Origin of the sequence: Calidithermus chliarophilus DSM 9957 (assembly GCF_000430045.1) — a bacterium.
Lineage (GTDB): Bacteria > Deinococcota > Deinococci > Deinococcales > Thermaceae > Calidithermus > Calidithermus chliarophilus.
Genome location: NZ_KE387023.1, coordinates 452,022 through 471,701, shown reverse-complemented (window position 1 = coordinate 471,701; position 19,680 = coordinate 452,022). Strand labels below are relative to the sequence as shown.

The 19,680-nt window shown below is 69.6% G+C and carries 20 protein-coding genes; 8 read left to right on the top strand and 12 right to left on the bottom strand.

Annotation, left to right across the window (positions count from 1 at the left end):
- Positions 1-63 precede the first annotated feature (63 nt).
- From MEICH_RS0102340 to MEICH_RS0102320, 5 genes are all read right to left on the bottom strand, one after another.
- Positions 64-1,173: a type IV pilus twitching motility protein PilT gene (locus tag MEICH_RS0102340; protein ID WP_027891283.1), complete on the bottom strand. Its 1,110-nt coding sequence runs from the start codon at positions 1,171-1,173 to the stop codon at positions 64-66.
- 83 nt (positions 1,174-1,256) lie between these two features.
- On the bottom strand, positions 1,257-3,917 hold the full coding sequence (locus tag MEICH_RS0102335; RefSeq protein WP_027891282.1) for an ATPase, T2SS/T4P/T4SS family: 2,661 nt from the start codon (positions 3,915-3,917) through the stop codon (positions 1,257-1,259).
- A gap of 16 nt (positions 3,918-3,933) precedes the next feature.
- Positions 3,934-4,407 (bottom strand): YqeG family HAD IIIA-type phosphatase, encoded by a 474-nt coding sequence (locus MEICH_RS0102330; RefSeq protein ID WP_027891281.1) that lies wholly within the window; start codon positions 4,405-4,407, stop codon positions 3,934-3,936.
- 278 nt (positions 4,408-4,685) lie between these two features.
- Positions 4,686-5,411, bottom strand: a complete 726-nt coding sequence (gene pgeF, locus MEICH_RS0102325) for a peptidoglycan editing factor PgeF (protein ID WP_027891280.1) — start codon at positions 5,409-5,411, stop codon at positions 4,686-4,688.
- A gap of 84 nt (positions 5,412-5,495) precedes the next feature.
- Positions 5,496-5,774, bottom strand: a complete 279-nt coding sequence (locus MEICH_RS0102320; protein WP_027891279.1) for a heavy-metal-associated domain-containing protein — start codon at positions 5,772-5,774, stop codon at positions 5,496-5,498.
- 316 nt (positions 5,775-6,090) lie between these two features.
- On the opposite strand from MEICH_RS0102320, the gene MEICH_RS0102315 reads away from it, so the two are divergent.
- From MEICH_RS0102315 to MEICH_RS23190, 5 genes are read left to right on the top strand one after another with little or no spacing between them, the layout of a single operon-like run.
- The gene (locus tag MEICH_RS0102315; protein ID WP_027891278.1) at positions 6,091-6,588 is read left to right on the top strand and encodes an SRPBCC family protein; all 498 of its coding nucleotides are present in this window, start codon (positions 6,091-6,093) and stop codon (positions 6,586-6,588) included.
- A 2-nt stretch (positions 6,589-6,590) separates the two neighbouring features.
- The gene (locus MEICH_RS0102310) at positions 6,591-7,073 is read left to right on the top strand and encodes a DUF4385 domain-containing protein (protein WP_027891277.1); all 483 of its coding nucleotides are present in this window, start codon (positions 6,591-6,593) and stop codon (positions 7,071-7,073) included.
- Positions 7,070-8,029, top strand: a complete 960-nt coding sequence (locus tag MEICH_RS23195; RefSeq protein WP_051303844.1) for an apurinic/apyrimidinic endonuclease family protein — start codon at positions 7,070-7,072, stop codon at positions 8,027-8,029. Before MEICH_RS0102310 ends, MEICH_RS23195 begins: the two co-directional genes overlap by 4 nt.
- Positions 8,030-8,046: 17 nt before the next feature.
- The gene (locus MEICH_RS0102300; protein WP_027891276.1) at positions 8,047-8,238 is read left to right on the top strand and encodes a DUF2188 domain-containing protein; all 192 of its coding nucleotides are present in this window, start codon (positions 8,047-8,049) and stop codon (positions 8,236-8,238) included.
- A gap of 14 nt (positions 8,239-8,252) precedes the next feature.
- Complete coding sequence (locus MEICH_RS23190; protein WP_036218188.1) at positions 8,253-9,005, top strand: DUF421 domain-containing protein; 753 nt, start codon at positions 8,253-8,255, stop codon at positions 9,003-9,005.
- Positions 9,006-9,093: 88 nt separating this feature from the next.
- Here the strand turns inward: MEICH_RS23190 and MEICH_RS0102290 are convergent, their stop codons facing one another.
- The 4 genes from MEICH_RS0102290 to MEICH_RS0102275 all read right to left on the bottom strand — a co-directional run bounded on the left by MEICH_RS0102290 (position 9,094) and on the right by MEICH_RS0102275 (position 12,134).
- The gene (locus MEICH_RS0102290) at positions 9,094-9,474 is read right to left on the bottom strand and encodes a four-helix bundle copper-binding protein (protein WP_051303843.1); all 381 of its coding nucleotides are present in this window, start codon (positions 9,472-9,474) and stop codon (positions 9,094-9,096) included.
- A gap of 103 nt (positions 9,475-9,577) precedes the next feature.
- Positions 9,578-10,780 carry an NAD(P)/FAD-dependent oxidoreductase gene (locus MEICH_RS0102285; RefSeq protein ID WP_027891274.1) on the bottom strand — a complete coding sequence of 401 codons (1,203 nt, stop codon included), beginning with the start codon at positions 10,778-10,780 and terminating at the stop codon, positions 9,578-9,580.
- A gap of 3 nt (positions 10,781-10,783) precedes the next feature.
- Positions 10,784-11,230, bottom strand: a complete 447-nt coding sequence (locus MEICH_RS23185; RefSeq protein ID WP_157202572.1) for an RlpA-like double-psi beta-barrel domain-containing protein — start codon at positions 11,228-11,230, stop codon at positions 10,784-10,786.
- 226 nt (positions 11,231-11,456) lie between these two features.
- Positions 11,457-12,134, bottom strand: a complete 678-nt coding sequence (locus MEICH_RS0102275) for a response regulator transcription factor (protein WP_036218185.1) — start codon at positions 12,132-12,134, stop codon at positions 11,457-11,459.
- Between the two features lie 152 nt (positions 12,135-12,286).
- On the opposite strand from MEICH_RS0102275, the gene MEICH_RS0102270 reads away from it, so the two are divergent.
- The 3 genes from MEICH_RS0102270 (at position 12,287) to MEICH_RS23180 (ending at position 14,438) form a co-directional block, all read left to right on the top strand.
- Complete coding sequence (locus tag MEICH_RS0102270; RefSeq protein WP_027891272.1) at positions 12,287-12,550, top strand: GlsB/YeaQ/YmgE family stress response membrane protein; 264 nt, start codon at positions 12,287-12,289, stop codon at positions 12,548-12,550.
- Between the two features lie 98 nt (positions 12,551-12,648).
- Complete coding sequence (locus MEICH_RS0102265) at positions 12,649-13,545, top strand: diacylglycerol/lipid kinase family protein (RefSeq protein WP_036218183.1); 897 nt, start codon at positions 12,649-12,651, stop codon at positions 13,543-13,545.
- Positions 13,546-13,595: 50 nt separating this feature from the next.
- Positions 13,596-14,438 (top strand): PHP-associated domain-containing protein, encoded by an 843-nt coding sequence (locus tag MEICH_RS23180; protein WP_084542142.1) that lies wholly within the window; start codon positions 13,596-13,598, stop codon positions 14,436-14,438.
- Positions 14,439-14,785: 347 nt separating this feature from the next.
- Here MEICH_RS23180 and MEICH_RS26770 read toward each other — a convergent pair whose 3' ends face one another.
- Genes MEICH_RS26770 through MEICH_RS26765 form a run of 3 tightly spaced genes read right to left on the bottom strand, consistent with a single transcriptional unit; the run spans position 14,786 to position 19,300 of the window.
- Entirely contained in the window at positions 14,786-16,834 is a 2,049-nt protein-coding gene (locus MEICH_RS26770; protein WP_051303841.1) for an ATP-binding protein, read from the bottom strand.
- 19 nt (positions 16,835-16,853) lie between these two features.
- Positions 16,854-17,285 carry a response regulator gene (locus tag MEICH_RS0102250; RefSeq protein WP_218022880.1) on the bottom strand — a complete coding sequence of 144 codons (432 nt, stop codon included), beginning with the start codon at positions 17,283-17,285 and terminating at the stop codon, positions 16,854-16,856.
- Positions 17,286-17,299: 14 nt separating this feature from the next.
- Positions 17,300-19,300: an ATP-binding protein gene (locus MEICH_RS26765; RefSeq protein WP_051303840.1), complete on the bottom strand. Its 2,001-nt coding sequence runs from the start codon at positions 19,298-19,300 to the stop codon at positions 17,300-17,302.
- Positions 19,301-19,680 lie beyond the last annotated feature (380 nt).

The following is a 19,680-nucleotide window of genomic DNA, read 5'->3' as shown; positions in this document are numbered from 1 at the left end:
CTTGCGTACGGCGTAGGACGTACGACCCGCATTCGGCTATCGGCTATCGACCCCCATCCCACCTCACGACCGCGTCGGCCGCGCCCCCGGCTGGGGCTGCTGCTGTCCTATGCCCGCCAGGCGGGCGAACTCCTTGGGGTCGACGGCGCGGGTCATGCCCATGTCGTAGGTGATGAGCTTGCGGCGGTAGAGGTCGGCGAGGTAGGCGTCCATGGTGATCATGCCGTACTGGCCGCCGGTCTGGATGACCGAGACGAGCTGGTGGGTCTTGCCCTCGCGCACCAGCGCGCGCACGGCGGGGGTGGCGATCATGAGCTCGTAGGCCAGCACACGCCCGCCGCCGAAGGCCTTGGGCAGGAGCTGCTGGGTCATCACGGCCACCAGGTTGTTGGCGAGCTGGACGCGGATCTGCTCCTGCTGGGCCTCGGGGAAGACGTCGACGATGCGGTCGATGGTCTCGGGGGCCGAGTTGGTGTGCAGGGTGCCCATCACCAGGTGGCCGGTCTCGGCGGCGGTGATGGCGGCGGAGATGGTCTCGTAGTCGCGCATCTCGCCCACGAGGATCACGTCGGGGGCCTGGCGCAGCACCGAGCGCAGCGCGCGGTGGAAGTCGTGGGTGTCGGAGCCGATCTCGCGCTGGTTGATGATCGAGGACTTGTGGCGGTGGAAGAACTCGATGGGGTCCTCGATGGTGACGATGTGGCAGCGGCGGCGCTCGTTGATGTAGTCGATCATCGAGGCCAGCGTGGTGGACTTGCCCGATCCGGTGGGCCCGGTGATGAGCACCAGCCCGCGCGGCGAGAGGGCGATCTCGGCGACGTTCTTGGGCAGGCCGAGCTCCTCGAAGCTCTTGACCACCGTGGGCACCACGCGCAGCACCCCGCCCACGCTGCCGCGCTGCAGGAAGACGTTGACGCGGTAGCGGCCCTTGTTGGGCAGGCTGAAGGAGAAGTCGAGCTCCTTGTCCTCCTCGAACGAGCGCTGCTGCTTCTCGTCCATCAGCGCGTACATCAGGCGGCGGGTGTCCTGGGGGGTGAGGGGCTCGTGCTCGGAAGGGTGGAACTCGCCGTCCACCTTGATCATGGGGGGCAGCCCCACGGTGATCACCAGGTCGCTCGCGCCCCGGTCCACGGACAGGGTCAGGAGATCTACAATGTCGGGCGCCTTGAGCATTCGGTCCTCCGTTAGTCCAGTTCTACCAGCGCATGGCGGGTTCGGGTGTTCATGATGGCCTTAGGAAGTGAGAACGCCGTGCCTCACTCGTTGGTCTTGGCCATGACCTCCTCGAGCGTCGTGACCCCCTGGAAGGCCTTCATGATGCCGTCCTCGCGCAGGGTGGCCATGCCGCCCTTGCGGGCGATCTCCTTGATCTCGGTGGCGGTCTTGCCGGCCACGATGGCGTGGCGCACGTCGTCGTCGACGACCATCAGCTCGTGGATGGCCGCGCGGCCCTTGTAGCCCGTGCCGTTGCAGCGCTCGCAGCCGGTGCCCTTGTACAGCACCTTGCCCTTGATGTCGCTCTCGCGCAGCTCGAGGCGGCGCAGCACGTCGGGGTCGGGCTCGACCTCCTGCTTGCAGTTCTCGCACACCCGCCGCACCAGGCGCTGGGCCAGCACCCCGATCAGCGAGGCCGAGACGTTGAAGGCCTCCACGCCCATCTCGTCGAGGCGGGTCACGGCGCCGGCGGCGTCGTTGGTGTGCAGCGTGGCGATGACCAGGTGGCCGGTGAGGGCGGCCTCGGTGGCGATCTTGGCGGTCTCGGAGTCGCGGATCTCGCCGACCATGATGATGTCGGGGTCCTGGCGCAAGAACGAGCGCAGCGCCCGCGCGAAGGTCAGGCCCGCCACCGGGTTGACCTGGGTCTGGTTGATGCCGGGGATCTCGTACTCGACGGGGTCCTCGATGGTGGTGGTGTTCTTGTCGGGGGTGGCGATGCGCTTGAGGATGGAGAAGGTGGTGAAGGACTTGCCCGAGCCCGTGGGACCGGTGATGAGGAAGATGCCGTAGGGCTTGGCGATGACGTCGGTAAAGCGTTGGAAGACCCCGGTCGCGAAGCCCAGGCCCTCGATCTCGGGGATCTCGGAGGCCTTGCGCAGCAGGCGCATCACGATCTTCTCGCCGTAGACGGTGGGCAGCGTGGACAGACGCAGGTCGAGGTCGATGCTGCGGTCCTTGTAGCGCACGCGCCCGTCCTGCGGCAGGCGCCGCTCGGCGATGTCGAGGTTGGCCATGATCTTGACGCGGCTCGCCAGCGCCGGCCCGGCCCCCTTGGGCAGCTTCATGTACTCGCGCAACGACCCGTCTACGCGGATGCGCACGAGCAGGTCGGTCTGGCGCGGCTCGATGTGGATGTCGGAGGCCTCCTGCAAGAAGGCCTCGCGGATGACGGTGTTGACCAGCTTGACGACCGCGTTGTCGTCGAGGGCGCTGGTGTCGACGACCTCCTCGCGGGCTTGCTTCTTCTTCTCGAACTCCTTGGCCAGCTCGTCGATCTCGCCCGCCCCGCCGTAGAAGCGCTCGATCAGCTTGGTGATGGCGGCCTCGGTGGCGACGGCGGGGAGGATCTCCTTGCGGGTGATCATCTTGAGGTCGTCGACGGCGAGGATGTTGCGGGGGTCCTTCATCAGCACGACCAGGGTGCTGCCGTTCTCGAGGTGGTGCGGGAAGATGGTGTAGCGCCGCACGGTGGACTCGGGCACCAGCGTGATGACCGAGGGGTCCGGCGGGGTCTCCACGGGGTCGATGTAAGGGTAGCCGAGCTGGGCCGAGAGGCTCTTGGCGAGCATCTCCGGCTTGATCTTGCCCGACTGCACCAGGGTGTCCTCGAGCTTCTTCCCGCCCTGGCGCTGCTTGTTGAGCGCGTCGTCGACGTCTTCTTGGGTGATGTAGCCCAGCTCGACGAGCACCTCGCCCAGCGGGCGGATCTTGCCCATGCGCCGCTGCACGCTCAGCGCCTCCTGCAGCGCCTCGCGCCCGATCTTGCCCTCCTGCACCAGCGCCTCGCCCAATCGCGACTTCTCGGGGTAGGCCTTGGCGAAGAGGGCCTCCCACGACTTCGGCAGCGTCAGCACGAAGCGCACCGGCCGGGCGATGGCGGTGCGGATGGCCTCGACGTGGCGGGGGTCGGAGAGCACGACGAGCACCTGGGTGCCGTCCTGGCGCACCGGCACCGCCTGGTAGCGCAGGGCGTCGGCCCGCAGCAACAGCGCGGCGATCTCCATCTGCAGCTCCAAGTCGTCGGTGCGCTCGCGGAATTCGATGCCCGCGCGCTCGGCGAGGGCCTGGAAGAGCTGGGACTCGCTGATGGCGCCGCTCTGCACCAGGATGCGGCCCAGCAGCTCGCCGGTCTTCTCCTGCTGCACCAGGGCCTGCTCGAGGGTGTCGCGGTCGACGAAGCCCTTGCCCATGAGCAGGTCGCCCAGCCGGATCTCGCTCTCGCTGGCCGACTTGGGGGCGTCGGGGACGTGCAGGCCGAGCTCGGGGTAGTTCTTGGCGAGGGCGTAGTTGAAGGAGGAACGGGTGGTCTGGTAGGGCTCGATGATCTGGCCGGTGATGTCCTCGAGCTCCTCGAGCACCAGGTTGTCGAGGGGGTTCATCAGCGCGACCCGCAGGCTGCCGCCCTCCAGCGCGAAGGGGATGGCCTCGAGGGTCTTGGCCTTCTCGGCCGGCACCAGCGCCTTGATCTCCGGGGGGATCTCGAGGGTGGCGAGCTCGACCAGAGGCACCCCGAAGGTCTCCTCGATGGCCTGGGCGATGCGGCGCTCGGAGAGCAGCCCCAGCTCGATGATCACGTCGCTGAGGGTGCCGCCTACCTCGCGGTGCTGCTCCAATGCACGCTGGAGTTCTTCGTCCTCGAGGAGGGCCATGTCCAGGAGGGCCGCTCCGAGTCGTTTATCGCCAATGGTCAGTACGTTCATCCCGCATCCACCTGCCCTATTGCTTGAGAATCAGCCGTTCCAACTGCCGCACCAGCTTGGTGTAGCCCAGCTCGCGGTCGGAGATGGGGGTCACCAGGACGGTGTAGGCCCCGGCCAGGTTCCCCCCCAGCACGTCCGTGAAGACCTGATCGCCCACCATCGCCACCTGCGAGGCGGGCAACCCCAACTGCTTGAGCCCCTTGCGAATGCCGAACCAGGGCTTCCCGGCCAGCCCGATGCCCTCCACCCCCAGCTTGGCCGACCAGGCCCTTAGCCGCTTGCGGCGGGCGTTCGAAACCAGGAAGACCCGGACCCCGGCCGCCTCGAGCCCCCGCACCCAGTCGATGATCGCCTCCGGGGCCTCGCCCTTGAACTTGTAGGGCACGAGGGTGTTGTCCAGGTCCACCAATAGCCCCCGGATCCCCCGCTCCTGGAGCCATTGCGGGGTGATCTCGAGCACGGAAGACAACTGGGCTTTGGGCCTAAGCATCCACAAGTAGTGTAGCGTTACTTCCCCCGAATGGGGGGTCATACGTCACGGGAAGACACGCCTGTATTGGGGGAGGCTAAATGTCGATAGTCGATGGTCGATAGCCGAACGCCAAACGCCAAACGCTCCTTGCCCCTCCTTAGCAAGGGGGGCAGGGGGGGATACCCCCTCCCCGCGGGCGGGGAGGGACGGGGTGGGGCTTACCACAGGCCACAGGCCTTCTGCTGACGGCTTATCGCTATCTACCCCAAGCCGCGACCCTGTTCCGCTCTTTCCCCTCAGCCGGGCAGTTGGATCACTCCCCACATGCGGCCGGTGCGGCCGTGGTCGCGGCGGTGGGAGAAGAAGCGCTCGTCGTGGAGGGTGTCGGCGCCGAGGGCCCAGAAGTGTTCGGGGAGGATGCCCGCGTGCAGGGCCTGTTGGCGCAGGGCGGCGACGAGGTCGAGGCAGAAGCGGCCTGGGGCGTGGGGGTCGGGGCGGAAGGCCTCGAGGCCCGCCCGGGCGAATTGTTCGGCCACCTCGGGGCCTACCTGGAAGCCGGGGCCGGCCCCCGGGCCCAGCGCCACCCGCACGTCGTGGGGGCGGCTGCCGTAGCGGGCTTGCATCTGCTCGAGCGCCGCCGGCAGGATGCCCGCCACGGTGCCGCGCCAGCCGGCGTGCAAGGCCCCGACCACCCGCCGCACCGGGTCGTGGAGCAGCACCGCGTAGCAGTCGGCCACGCCCACGCGCAGCAGGAGGCCGGGCACGCCGGTCAGCAGGCCGTCGCCGGTCCACACGCCCGGGCCCTCGACCGCGTGCACCGTGCTGCCGTGCACCTGGTCGAGGGCGGCGACCGAGGGGTCGCCGAAGCGCCGCAGCACCCGGCGCTGGTTCTCCAGCACGGCCTCGGCCGCGTCGCCGGTGGAGGCGGAGAGGTTGAGGCTGGCGTAGGGCCCCTGGGAAACCCCGCCTTCGCGGGTGGTGAAGCCGTGGGGGACCTCGAGCAGGGGGGCGGTGAGGAGCATCCGGTCCATCCTAACGGCCCCGCCGGCCGGCCCGGTGCCGGGGCGGGGACGTTCCTCCCCCGCCCGGACGCTGTTTCGCCGGGCTCAGGCCCCCCGCGCCCGCAGGTGGTCGAGGTGCTCCCCGCCCAGCCCCAGCGTCCCCACCTCCAGCCCGGCTTCCTCCAGGCGCTTCTGGATCTGCGCCCACTTGATGCGCTCGGAGTCGAAGACCACGTGGGCCATCTCGGTCTGGGCGCTGATGAACGCGCCGATGACCCCGGGGAGGGCCTCGAGCTCCGCGCGCAGGCGCTCGAGCTGGGCGGCCTTGAGGTTGGGGCCGCTCAGGGTAACGATGATGCGTTTGATGCGGGATATGGCAGACACGGCAGGGCTCCTGGGGCGGCCGGTGGGGGCCGGCCGGTATTTGCAGCAGTATGCGGGGTTTTGCTGAGTACAGACTGAAGCCAGGAGTTACGCCGGGGTCTTTGCCGTTGCCGGCCCCTCCCGAAGCGGCGGAAACGGCTCGAGGGGCTGGTTCCTTTGGGCTCCTGGCCTGCCTCAGCCGGGCCTCAGGAAGACGTCAGGGCCAAGTCAGAGCCCTTCCTTATCGTATAAATCATGCTGTCGAGGGATATTCTGGAGGAAATCGGAAAAACCTCCGCCTTCCGGTCGTCGGGGCGGGGGATGGGGAGGGAGGCCGATGGAGCTGCGCGGTGAAGCCACCGTCGTCATCCACGCCCCGCTGCAGGAGGTGTGGGAGGAGTTCGTGCGCTTCGAGCGCTGGCCCGAGTGGTCGAGCTCGGTCCGGGCCGCGCTGCGCGAAGGGCCCGGCTGGCGCTTCGTCTACCGCGGGGCGCAGGACGTCGACCTCAGTTTCGTGCTGCGCGCGACGCGCTGGGAGCCGCGCCGCCTCGTCGCCTTCGAAACGGTGAAGGAGCTCGAGCACAACGCCGACGTCAAGGGCTGGGCCAGCCTCGAGCGGGCCGAGGGCGGTACCCGCCTCACGCTGTTCGTCGAGGCCCAGGCCGACACCGGCTCGGGCCTGGCGCAGAAGCTCGCCGACTGGTGGGCCCAGGTCTTCGTCGAGCACAGCAAGAACCTCAAGGTCGTGCTGCAGGACTTCCAGGCCCACCTCGAGGGCGACCGCCCGACCCCGCCCCTGGCCCCCGACGACGCGGCGCTCTCCTCGGGGGGTTAGCCGTGGCGGCCAAGGACTACGCCCGCCACTACCGCGACACCGACTTCCGCGCCCACCCCGAGCGCTACCGGGTGGGCAAGGGGGAGCAGGGGGTGCTGCTGGCCGAGCCCTACAAGAGCGAGCTGCTGCCGCACTGGCGCTTCCGCACCCCCGAGGTAGCCCAGGAGTCGGCGGAGAAGCTCTACGCCTGCTACCTCGAGTACAAGCGCCAGGGCGACTTCGTGGGCATGGACATGGCCCGCAAGTTCCTGCAGATGGGCTACACCCGGGCCCTGCGCTACGCCCGTCACCGCTCGGGGCGCAAGTACGCCAAGGCGGCGAGCGGGGAGGCCAACCCCAAGGGGCCCGAACTGCCGCTCGAGCCCGACCCCGTCAAGGCCCAGTCGGCAGCCATCTTCCAGAGCTATTACCTCAAGGTCGTGGAAGACCCCGACTATCTGCGGCTGAAGCACCAGCACGTCACGCAGCACGAGAGGACGGTATGAAAGCTACGCCCGGTGGACCCAACCTCGGATTGGTCTGCATCACCCACAGCAAGGCGGTGCGCTACCACACCTACCAGCTCTCCCGCTACCGCCTGCTCCCCGACGAGCTCAAGGGTTACGTGCTGGAGGAGCTGTACCAGGTCAACCTGCGCACCCTGCTGCGGGCGCTGGAGTTCTGCGCCAAGTGGGGCATCCGGCTCTACCGCCTCCCCCCCGACCTCTTCCCCCTCAGCGACCTGTGCGACGGGGTGGGGGAGATGGTGCTCGAGGGGCTCAAGCCCGAGCTGGCGAAGGTGGGCCAGACGGCCGAGCGGCTGGGCATCCGGCTGGTGGCCCACCCCGAACCCTTCGTGGTGCTCAGTTCCGAGTCGCCCCTGGTCGTCGAGCGCAGCATCGCCGAGCTCGAGCACGAGGCCCAGATCCTCGACTGGCTGGGCTTGCCCCGCTCGCCCTGGGCGGCCATCACCATCCACGGGGGCAAAGGCGGCCGGGGCAGGGCGCTGGCCGAGGTGGTGCGGCAACTGCCCACCCCGGTCTACAACCGGCTGTGCCTGGAGAACGACGAGCGCTTTTACGGCGCCGCCGACGTCCTCGAGGCCTGCCAGCAGGCGGGGGTGCCCATGGTCTTCGACGCCCACCACCACGTGGTCAAGGAGCGCCTGGACAGCTTCGACCACCCCAGCGTCGCCGAGTTCGTGCGCCTGGCGCGCGACACCTGGCCCAGGGCCGAGTGGCAGATCGTGCGCATCTCCAACGGCCGCGACGCGCTGCACGACGGGGCCCACCACGACCTCGTGACCGTGGTGCCCGGCTGCTACCGCCAGGTGCCGTGGATCGAGGTGGAGGCCAAGGCCAAGGAGATGGCGATCGCCCACCTGCAGGCCCACTGGCTCAAGGACGGGGCCGGCTCGAGCCCCGCCGAGAGCACCCCCGCCCCCATGCCCGCCTCGGCTTGAGGCTAGGAGGAAGAACCATGCCCTGGACCCGTGAGAACTACCCCGAATCGCTCAAGAACTTCACCGCCACCGTGCGGAACAAGGCCATCGAGATCGCCAACGCGCTGCTGGAGGAGGGCTACGACGAGGGCAGAGCCATCGCCATCGCCACCGACCGGGCCAAGGAGTGGGCCGAGAACCGGGGCAAGCGCGTGCGCAAGGACGAGTAGCCGCCCTTCGCGCCATGGACGAGGCCATCCGGGTCTTCGACCTCGAGCGGATCTTCCTGGGCGACAAGCCCCTGCTCTACGCGCTCGAGATCCTCTTCCGTACCGCGGTCATCTTCCTCTACACCCTGTTGCTGCTGCGCTGGATGGGCAAGCGCGGCATGAGCCAGCTCACCCCCTTCGAGTTCGTGCTGATCGTGGCGCTGGGCTCGGCGGTGGGCGACCCCATGTTCTACCCCGACGTGCCCTTGCTGCACGCGATGGTGGTGGTCACGGGGGTGGTGCTGCTGCAGCGCGGGCTGGTGCGCCTCACCGAGCGCAACGAGCGGCTCGAGCGCTTCGTGGAGAGCGCCCCCGCCGCCCTGGTGCGCGACGGGCGCCTCGACCTGCGGAACCTGCACCGGGAGGGCCTCTCGCACGCCGAGCTCTTCGAGGCGCTGCGCGAGCAGGGCGTCGAGCACCTCGGGCAGGTGCGGCGGGCCTACCTCGAGCCCTCCGGCAAGGTCAGCGTGTTCGCCTTCGCGCCCCGCGAGGCCCTGCCGGGCCTGCCCGTCTGGCCCGACGACGACCCCGAACAGCCGGCCCGTCACCCCGCCGGCGGCCCCGCGTCCCGGACGGGGCCCTACGCCTGCTCGCGCTGCGGGCACGTCGTGCGCTTCCTTGAGGGTGAGCCCCTCCTCCCCTGCGACCGCTGCGGCCACGGCGAGTGGGCCGAAGCCTGGCGCCCGGCCCGCCTTACAGGCCGTCTCGCGGAAGGGCAGGCCAGATGACGCGGAAACAACCACGGCGGGCTGTCATTGCCTGAGCGTCGCACGAGCGGCCCTCCCGGTTTGGGAGGGCCGAGGTGAAACCGAGGGTTCAGGCGAGGGTTAGGAGCAATTCGCTGCAAACCCTGGCGCAGGCCCGGCAGGCCTCCGCACAGGCGCGGCAGCAGGGGTGGTCGTGGCGCTCGCACTCGGCGGCGCAGTCTTCGCAGACCTCGATGCACAGCAGCACCCAGTCCTGCGCGTACTTCGAGCTGCCGAGCAGCGACTTGGTCATGCCGTCGCACACGGCGGCGCACTCCCAGCTCAGGTGGATGCATCGGGTCAGGACACTGGCCTCATCGTCCTGCAGGCAGGTGCTGGCACAGCTCTCGCACACGTTGAGGCAATCGAGTGCGGCCTGAATGGCTTCCTGAAAATTCGGCTTGATCGTTTCGAGCGCTTGGTAATGGGGTTTGACCGCTTCCAGAACCATCGATTCACCTCGGCTAGGCGCAGTATCGGGGCGGCTACTGAAGCCTTTCGGAGCCAAACCTGAGAGGCGGCTGAGAAACCCGCAGCGTTTCCCATGAACCCGCTCAGCGGTCGAAGCGGAAGACGTGGCGGTCGGGGTTATCGTGCCCCAGGAGCAGGTCGCGCAGGATCTCGGCGGCGACGAGGCTGTAGGTGATGCCGTTGCCGCCGTAGCCCAGCGCGAAGTAGGCGCGGGGGATCTCGGGGCTCTCGCCGATGTAGGCCAGGCCGTCCTTGGTCTCGCCGAAGGTCCCGGCCCAGGCGAAGGCGGGCTCGAGCGCGACGCCGGGGAACAGCTCGCCGAAGCGCCGCAGCAGCCGCCGCTCCTTGCGGGGGATGCGCCGCTCGCGCAGGGGCAGGGTGCGGTAGGGGTCGTCGGCCCCGCCCACGATGACGCGGTGGTCGGGGGTGGTGCGCACGTAGAGGTAGGGCCGCGCCGTCTCCCAGACGAGGCAGCGCTCGGGCCACAGCGCGCCGGGCTCGAGCGGCTCGCTGACGAAGGCGTAGGTGTTGCGCAGCACCGCCAGCCGCTGCCGCAGGTAGGCCTGGGTCTCGTAGCCGCTGGCGAAGACCATGGCCCGGGCGCTCACGCCGTAGCCCCGGTCGGTCGCCAGCCGCACCCCGGAACCGGGGTAGCTCCAGCCCGTCACCTCGGTGCGGTCGTAGACCCGCAGCCCCCGGCCCTGGGCGGCCTCGAGCAGCCGGTGGGTGAGCCGGTAGGCGTCGGCCTCGGCGGCGGTCTGGGAGCGCAGGGCGCCGGGGGCGCGGATGCCGTAGCGTTCGGCCAGCTCCCCGCGCCCCAGGAACCCCACCGCGATGCCGATGCGGCGGCGGGCCTCGGCCTCCTCGCGCAGCGCGGCGACGTGGCGCGGGCTCGAGGCCAGGTACAGGCTGGGGCGGCGCTGGAGGGAGCAGGGGTCGTCGAGCGTGCCCACCAGGGCCGCGAGCTTGTCCACGGCCTCGAGGCACAGCCGGTAGGCGCGCACCGCGTGCTCCTCCCCCACCAGCCCCACGAGGTCGGTGAGGTGGGTGTCGATCTCGTACTGCAGCACGGCGGTGGAGGCGGCGGTGCTGCCCATGCCGACGTCGCGCCGGTCGAGCACCACGGTCTCGAGGCCGGCCTGCACCAGGTGATAGGCCACCAGCGCCCCCGTGATCCCCCCGCCGATCACCGCCACCTCGCAGCGCTCGTCGCGCGCGAGGGGCGGGTAGACCCGCAGCAGGCCGTTCTGGATCGGCCAGAAGGCCTGCCCCGAGCGCAGGTCCACCGGCTACTCCAGGATCAGGCGGGCTTCGGCGACGCCGTAGCGCCGCGCGGGCTCGTGCACGGCCACCAGCACGTCCACCCGCTTTCGGTAGCGCCGGTTCATGGTGTCGTTGACGACGCCCAGCAGCTCGCGCCCGTTCTCGAAGACCAGCCGCACCCTCTGCCCGCAGCGCCGCCGCCCGTCCTCCCGGAAGAAGAGGTCGCGCGAGAGCGCGACCTGGACCCAGGGCTCGAGGTTGGGCCCGCAGGCGGCGACGTTGGGGTTGCCGTCGGTCTGGGAGGGGAGGGCCTGGTAGTACGTGACCCGCACCGAAAAAGCCGGCTTCCTGGGCCTGGGCTTCGGCTTGGGCGCAGGAGCAGGCGCTGGGGCCTCGAGGGCGGGCCGGGGTTTGCCGAATGCCGGGGAAATGTCGAGCTCGAGTTTAGGCAACAGGCTCAACACCAACCCCATCGGGGAGAGCAGAGCGCAGTAAATCCCAAACAAACACATACCCCCAAAAATGAGAGGGGGTGCTTAGCAGATCTTGAACCGGGCCTTAGTCCTCGCTGAAGGGGAGGGTCGAGGGCCTAGGGTCGAGGGTCAAAGCGGTTCGCGTTTTGCGTACGGCGTAGGACGTACGACGCACGACCCGCGCTGCGCGCCCGGCTATCAGCTACCGGCTATCGACTATCGACCCCTAAGGATTCTCCCGCAACACGTACCCCGCCCCGCGGATCGTCTGGATCAGCCGCGGCTCGCCGCCCGCCTCGAGCTTCTGCCGGATCTGCTTGACGTAGACCTCCACCACGTTGACGTCGCCGAAGAAGTCGGTGCCCCAGACCTTGTCGAGGATCAGCTCCTTCGACATCACGCGCTCGGGGTTCTCCAGGAAGGTCTGCAGCAGGCGGAACTCGAGGCTGGTGAGGGAGATGTTGCGCTCGCCACGGCGCACGGTGAAGGCCTCGGTGTTCATCTCGAGGTCGGCGAAGCGCAGCACGGTGGGCGCTTCGGCCTGGTGGCGGCGCAGCAGGCTGCGGATGCGGGCGACGAGGACGTCGAAGCTGATGGGCTTGGTCACGTAGTCGTCGGCGCCGGTGTCGAGGCCTTTGATCTGGTCCTCGGGCGCGTCCTTAGCGGTGAGCATGATCACCGGCAGCTTCTCGTCGGCGGCGCGCAGGCGGCGCAGCACCTCCACGCCGTCCATGCCCGGCATCATCCAGTCGAGGATCACCAGGTCGGGGTAGCGGTCGCGGGCCTGGTTGAGCCCAGCCTCCCCCGACTCGGCCAGGTCTACGGCGTAGCCCTCGTAGGACAGGCCCCGCTTGAGGAAGTTCCGCACGCTGGGGTCATCATCGATCACCAGAATCCGCTGCATGATTCATGTTCTACACCGACAAGCCCCCCAATTTGTAGCCCATACCCCCTCAGCCCTGCCTCAGAGGAGCCACAGTGTGAGCTAAGACAGCTTCTCTAATTTCGAGACATCACCAGGCCCCGACAGGAGCCTGGAGCCAAGGAGGAAAGGGTATGGATTGGATTATCGCGATTCTGGTAGGGGCCCTGATCGGTTGGCTGGCCAGCCTGGTCATGGGGACGGACGCGCGGCAGGGCGCCATCGCCAACATCCTCATCGGCATGATCGGCTCCGCGCTGGGCCGCTGGATCTTCGCGGACGTGCTGGGCATCGGGGGCGCGGCGGCGGCCGGCTCGCTCTCGCTGCTGGGCATTTTGTGGGGGGTGCTGGGCGCGATCATCCTGATCTTCATCCTGCGCGCCGTACGGGTGCTCTGAAGACTCCTTGAGCCGGGGCTCCCCCGCGAAGCACACCGGTGCTGCACCGCGACGGGAGCCCCTCTTTCTGTGGCGTTAGTGCCGAGCGAGAACCCACCATGCGGGTCACCCTGATCCACAACCCGGCCGCCGGGGGCGCCGGCAGCCTCTCCAGCAGCGACCTCGAGGCCGCCCTGATCCTGGCCGGCTTCAACGCCCAGCACCGGCCCACCGAGTCGGTCGAGGACCTGCCCGAAGCCCTCGAGGACCCCGGCGACCTGGTCGTGGTGGCCGGGGGCGACGGCACCATCCGCGCGGTCGCGAGCCACCTGGCCGAGCGGGGCGTCCCGATGGCGGTGGTGCCCCTGGGCACGGCCAACAACATCGCCGCGGCGCTGGGCGTGCGCGGCAACCCGCGCGAGGTCGTGGAGGGGCTGGCCCAGCCTGAGCGCCGCCGCTTCGACCTGGTGGAGATCAGCGGGAGCTGGGGGCGCGACTTCTGCCTCGAGGCCGCCGGGGTGGGGCTCTTCGCCGCCACCATGTCCACCTACGACCCCGAGGCCGGCAAGAGCCCCCTGCGGGCCCTCACCGCCACCATCCAGACCCTGGCCTCCTACCAGCCCTGCGAGGTGCGCGTGCAGCTCGACGGCACCACCCTCGAGGGGCCCTTCCTGCTGGTGGAGGCCATGAACACCCCCGCCATGGGCCCGCGCGTGCGGCTGGCCCCCGACGCCGACCCCGGCGACGGCTGGCTGGACGTGGTGCTCATCAACCCCGAGCAGGGCGTCGGCTTCGGCGCCTACCTGCGCGGCCTGCTGCAGGAGAAGCTCGACGAGCTGCCCAACGTCACCGTCGAGCGTTGCCGCACCCTGACGCTGGAGTGGGAGGGCTGCCCCTTCCACCTCGACGCCGAGCTGCGCTCCCCGCCCGACGGCGGGCGCGAGCGGGTCAAGCTCGAGCTCAAGCCGGGGGCGCTGGAGGTGTGGGTGCCCAGCGCGGTGGCCCAGCCCGCCTAGAGCGCTCGAGACCGGACGTGACGCGAGGGAAGAGCACGGTAGGAGGGAAGATGCCCACTGAAGAGCACGACCCCAAGAAGACCCCCCCGGTCGAGCAGCCCCCGCAGGCCAAGCCCAGCCCGAAGGAGGTGCTGGAGAGCGGGGCCACCCCCGCCCCGGCCTCGGCCGCGCAGGTGCCCAGCGGCACCATACGCATGGACCTGCACTGCCACAGCGAGGCCTCGGCCGACTGCCGCACCCCGCTCAAGGCGCTGCTCGAGCGCGCCATAGCCAAGGGCATCCACGTGCAGGCCATCACCGACCACAACGAGATCTGGGGCGCCTTGAAGCTGCGCGAGCTGGCCCAGGGCACCCCCCTCACCGTGATCGTGGGCGAGGAGGTCTCGACCCGCGAGGGCGAGATCATCGGGCTGTTCCTGCACGAGAAGATCCCCGCCGGCCTCAGCCCCGAGGAGACCGTCGAGCGCATCAAGGCCCAGGGCGGGCTGGTGCTGCTGCCCCATGGCTTCGACCCCCTCAAGCGCCACCGCCTGCACCCCCTGGCCCTGCAGCGCGTGGCCGACCAGATCGACATCGTCGAGAGCTTCAACGCCCACATCTCCCGCCCGACCTGGAACCGCCGCGCCGCCCAGTGGGCTAAGGAGCGCGGCCTCCCCGTCAGCGCCGGCTCCGACGCCCACACCCTCGTCTCCATCGGCGCCGCCTGGGTCCAGACCCCCGCTCGAGCCGTCCAGACCCCCCAGGACCTGCTCGCCGCCCTCCGCGAGGGCACCGTGATGGGCGAGTGGACCCACCCCGCCTGGGCCTTCGTGCTCAAGATGTGGGACTTCGGCCGCCGCCGCCTGGCGCGGCTGACCAATCCCGAGATGGCGGAGGCGGTTGATGGGCGGTAGATGGGGGATGAAGGCCGGACGCTGATAGCGGATAGCCCATAGCCGATAGCCGAACGCCGGGCGCCGGGTGCGGGTCGTACGTCCTACGTCGTACGCAATACGCCTAACGTCGAACGCCCAACGCCGAACGCGAGATGCGAGATGCAAGACGCCTTTTCTTTACCCCCCTTAGCAAGGGGGGCCGGGGGGGATACCCCTCCCCGCGCGCGGGGAGGGCTTCCTTTCACCACGAGCCACGACCCGGTTTTGCTGACGGCTGACGGCTGAGGGCTGAAAGCTGACTGCCCATCGCTTCCCCATGCCTTGCAGCATTCAGCTATCGGCTATGGGCTATCGGCTATCGCCCCCTACCGCGCGCTCGCCTGTGAGACCTTCGCCAGCGGTAATTGCACCACCGCCGTGGTGCCGTGGCCCAGTTCGCTCTCGAGCCAGATGTTGCCCTTGTGGATCTCTACGATCCACTTGGCGATCGCCAGGCCCAAGCCGCTGCCGCCGGGGTCTTGGCTACGGGAGGCGTCGGCACGGAAGAAGCGCTCGAAGACGCGGGGGAGGTCGGCGGTGGGGATGCCGGGGCCGTTGTCGCGCACGCGGAACTCGGCCTTGTCGTCGCGCACGCTGAGCTCGAGCTCCACCCAGCCGTCGGGGGGGGTGTACTTGAGGGCGTTGTCGAGCAGGATGAGGGCGAGCTGCTTGAGGTAGTCGCTGTCGCCCAGCACCTGTGCTTGCGCCAGGGGCCCCAGCCGCAGGTCGTGGCCGCGGGCCAGGTGGCGGGCCTCCTCGAAGGCGGTGAGCAGCACGTCGCCCAGGGGGAGGGGGTCGTTGCGCACGGTGACGCCCCCGTCGCCGCGGGCCAGCGTCAGCAGGTCGCTGACCAGGCGGTGCATGCACCGGGCCTCCTGGCGCATCTCCCGCAACGCCTCCTCGCGCTCGGCGGGGGGCATCTGGGGGAAGCGCTCCATGAGCTCGAGATTGCCCAGGATGGCGGTGAGGGGGGCGCGCAGCTCGTGGGCGGCGTCGCTGACGAAGCGCTTCTGGGACTCGTTGATCTGGCGCAGCCGGGCCTCGCTCTCGCGCAGGGCGGCCTCGGCCAGGCGGTAGGGGGTGATGTCGTGGGCGATGCCGCTGAGGATCAGCGGGCGGCCGCGGGCGTCGCGGGAGACCCGGCCGCGGTGCTCGACCCACAGGTAGTCGTTGCGCTCGCTGTGCCAGACCCGGAAGGTGGCCCGGTACTCGTCGCCGTGCTCGAGGGCGGCACGCAGGCGCGCGTCGAAGTCGGCCTGGTCCTCGGGGTGCACCACCTCGCGGTAGCGCTCGCCCAGCAAAGTCTGCACGGCCTGGCCGCCCAGCACCTGCTCGGCGGTGTCGGAGAACATCACCTGGCGATGGCGCAGGTCCCACTCCCACGCCACCATGCCCGCCGACTCCAGCGCCAGCGCCAGCCGCGACTCCAGCGCCCGGTTGCTGGCCTCCAGCCGCGCCATCATCTCCGCACGCTCCAGCGCCAGCCCCAGCGTCGCGGCGGCGCGCGCCATCAGCTCCCGCTCGGTCTCGAGCCAGGGCCCGTGCAGCTTGGGCCGCCCCGCCGAGAGCACCGCGCGCACCTTGCCGTCCGAGCCCCGCACCGGCTCGAGCGCCACGCCGTAGGCGGGGAGGTCAAGGTCGAGGTGCTGGGGCAGGGAGAGGTAGTCTTCGGTGTACAGCGCCGTGCCGCGGTCGATGACCTGCCACATCACGCTGGGCACCGAGCGGGGGATGCCGCCCTCGGCGGTGCGGGCGAAGGGCTCGGGCAGGCGGCCCCAGACGTGGATGAGCACCAGCGTGTCCCCGTCCTGCTGCACCAGCGCCATGTAGTCGGCCTTGAGCAGCGGCCCGACGTGGGAGGCCGCGGTCTGGGCGACCTGCTCGGGGGTGCGGGCGGCGTGCAGGGCGTCGCTGAGGGCCGCCAACAGCTCCGAGCGCTTGCGGGCGGCGTGCAGCAGGCGGTTCTGCTCGGTGAGCAGTTGCTGGGTGCGGGCGCGCTCGACGGCGTAGCGCAGGGCCTTGGCGAGGCCCTGGCCGTCCACCTGGCCCTTGACCAGGTAGTCCTGCGCCCCCTCCTTCACCGCCGCCAGGGCCACCCCCTGGTCGCCCAGGCCGCTCATCACCACCAGCGGCAGCACCGGCGCGGCGGCCCGCATGCGGTGCACGGTGTCGAGGCCCTGCGCGTCGGGGAGCGAGAGGTCGAGCAGCACCACGTCCCAGGGGTCGTGCTCGTGCTGGAGGCGCTCGAGCGCCGGGGCGAGGTGGGTGAGGTGCTCGAGCGCGAAGGCGTCCGGTGCGGCTTCCTCGAGCAATTCCTGCACCAAGAAGGCGTCGCCCGGGTTGTCCTCGACCAGCAGTACCCTGAGCCTCGACACGCGGTTCCCCTACCGAATTTTACGCCGTGGCCTTGGGCGGCAGCCGCACGATCGCCAGCCAGAAGTCCTCGAGCGAGCGCACCACCTGCATGAACGCCTCGAAGTCTACGGGCTTGGAGATGTAGCAGTTGGCGTACTGCTGGTAGCTCCGCACGATGTCCTCCTCGGCCTGCGAGGTGGTGAGGATGACCACGGGGATCTCCTTGAGGGCCGGGTCGCTCTTGAGCTCGGTGAGCACCTCGAGGCCGCCCTTCTTGGGCAGGTTGAGGTCGAGGAGGATGATGTCGGGGCGGGGGGCCTGGGCGTAGGCGCCCTTGCCGCGCAGGAAGTTGAGGGCTTCCACGCCGTCGCCCACCACGTGCAGCCGGTTGCGAACCTTGGCCTCCGCCAGCGCTTCGCGGGTCAGCTCGACGTCGCCGGGGTTGTCTTCAACTAACAGGATCTCGATCATAGCACTCTTCACGATCATGCTCTTTCCTCTGCCGCAGGCCAGGTGAAGTAGAAGGTGCTGCCTGTCTCAGGGGAACTCTCCAGCCACATCCGCCCGCCGTGCCGCTCCACGATCTTCTTGCAGATGGCAAGGCCGATACCCGTGCCAGGATACTCTTCCTTGCTGTGCAAACGCTGAAAGATAACGAAAATCCTTTCATGGTACTGTGGCTCGACCCCGATCCCGTTGTCGCTGACGCTGAATTTCCACATCGCCCCCTCGGGCTGGGCGCAGACGCGGATGTAGGGCGTGACCCCGGGCCGGCGGAACTTGAGGGCGTTGACGAGGAGGTTCTGGAAGACCTGGGCCAGTTGGCTGCGGTCGGCCTGCAGGCGGGGCAGCTCGCCGACTTCGAGCCGGGCCCCGCTCTCCCGCAGGGCCACCTCGAGGTCCCTGAGCACCTCCTGCATGACCTCCCCCGCGTTGGTGGGCTGGGGCTCGCGGCCCTTGGTGCCGACTCTAGAGTAGCTTAGCAAATCCTGGATCAGCTTCTGCATGCGGTTGGCCCCGTCGACGGCGAAATCGATGTACTGGTCGGCCTTCTCGTCGAGCTGGCCGCGGTAGCGCCGGGCGAGGAGCTGGGTGTAGCTGCTGACCATGCGCAAAGGCTCCTGCAGGTCGTGGGAGGCGACGTAGGCGAACTGCTCGAGCTCGCGGTTGGAGCGCTCGAGCTCGGCGGTGCGCTCGCGCAGCTCGGCCTGGTTCTTCGAGCGCTCCAAGGCGATGCCCACCGCCGCCACCGAGCGGGCGATGAGCTCGCGCTCCTCGGCGGTCCACTCGCCCAGCGCGCTGGGGCGGATGGCGGAGATGATCCCCGTGACCTTACCGCCCGGGCTGCGGATGGGCTCGATGGCGAGCCCGAGCTCGGGCTGGCCGGGCGGCTGGCGTTCGCCGGTGTAGAAGCGGTGGTCGTAGAGGGGCCGCCCGCTGCGGATCACCTCGGTCGCCTCAGGAGAGGCCGCCAGCGGCACGCCCGTCTCGAGCACCGGCCCCATCTCCGGCGGCAGCTCGCCGTACCAGCCGGTGAACACCAGCGTGTCGCCCACCAGCTCGTTGACGAACATGTAGCTCGCTCCCAGGAGCTGGTTGAGGCCCTGGATGGCGATTCGGGCGACCTCCTGCGAGGAGGTGGCGCTCTGCAGGGCGTCGGTGAGCGCGGCGAGCAGCTCGGAGCGGGTGCGGGCGGCCTCGAGGCTGTGGGTGGTGCGCTCGAGGGAGGCGGCCATGAGGTTGAAGGCGGTGGCGAGTTGCCCCACCTCGTCGCGGCTTTGCACCGCCACCCGCACGCCGTAGTCGCCCTCGGCGATCCGCTCGGTGGCCCGCTGGAGCCGGCCCAGGCGTTCGACGACGGTGCGGCTGAGGCCCAGCCGCAGGCCCAGCGCGGCCACGATCACCAGCAGCAGCAGCAGCCAGGGCAGGGCGGTGAGGGTCTGGGTGGCGCGGTTGCTGCGCTCGCGGATGAGGTTGAACTGCAGCTCGGTGGCGCGCTGGAGGCCGTCGAAGCGGATGCGCAGGGAGTCGAAGAGCACCTTGCCGTCGCGCAGCAGGGCGTTCTGCTCCTCGGGGGTGAGGGTCTGGCCGAGCTCGACCTTGGCGACGGAGGGCTTGGCCCATTCCTCGATGAAGGAGTAGACCGTCTCCTCGAGCAGCTTGACCTCGCCGGGGAACAGCCCCATTTCCCGCAGCCCCGCCAGCGCGGTCTGGGTGTCGCGCAGCCCCTTGTTGTAGGGCTCGAGGAAGCCGGGGTTGCCGCTGAGCTGGTAGCCGCGCTGCCCGGTCTCGATGTTGAGCACGGCGATCTCGAGCTGGTCGAGGTAGGTGTCGAACTGCCGGACCCGGTAGCGCTCGTTGAGGGTCTGGTTGAGCTGCAGGCCCGTAGTCAGCAGCACCACCACCATTCCCAGCACCGGGATCATGAACGCCACGATCAGCAGCTCGAGCTTGCGCTGCAAGGAAAGGTCGGCCCAGCGCCTCATGCTGCCTTCACGCTACCACCTCGAGTTGAGGCCGCGCTAAAGCGCTCATTCCCTGGCGACAGGCGGTTTTCCTTCGTTTCTGGCGGGAGGGGTGTGTTGCGGTGCTGGGGTTTGGCGACCCTTGTTCCGCCGTCGGGGGTCGTAGGGGGAGGCGATTCCACATCACCTCCCCCTGGCGACCCCCGAGGGACTCCAGGTTACCGGCAGAGCCGGTATGGCCTACGGCCACCCCCTCGCGGACATGCCGCCGGGCCTCAGTGCCCGCGTGTGCGGGGGTGCGGGCCGCACCTTGACCCGGCGGCATGCTCGTCTGCGCCACCCCGCCCACCCCCTCCCGCGTGAGCCGCACACCCCGGCCGGGGCACGGCAGCAACCACCGA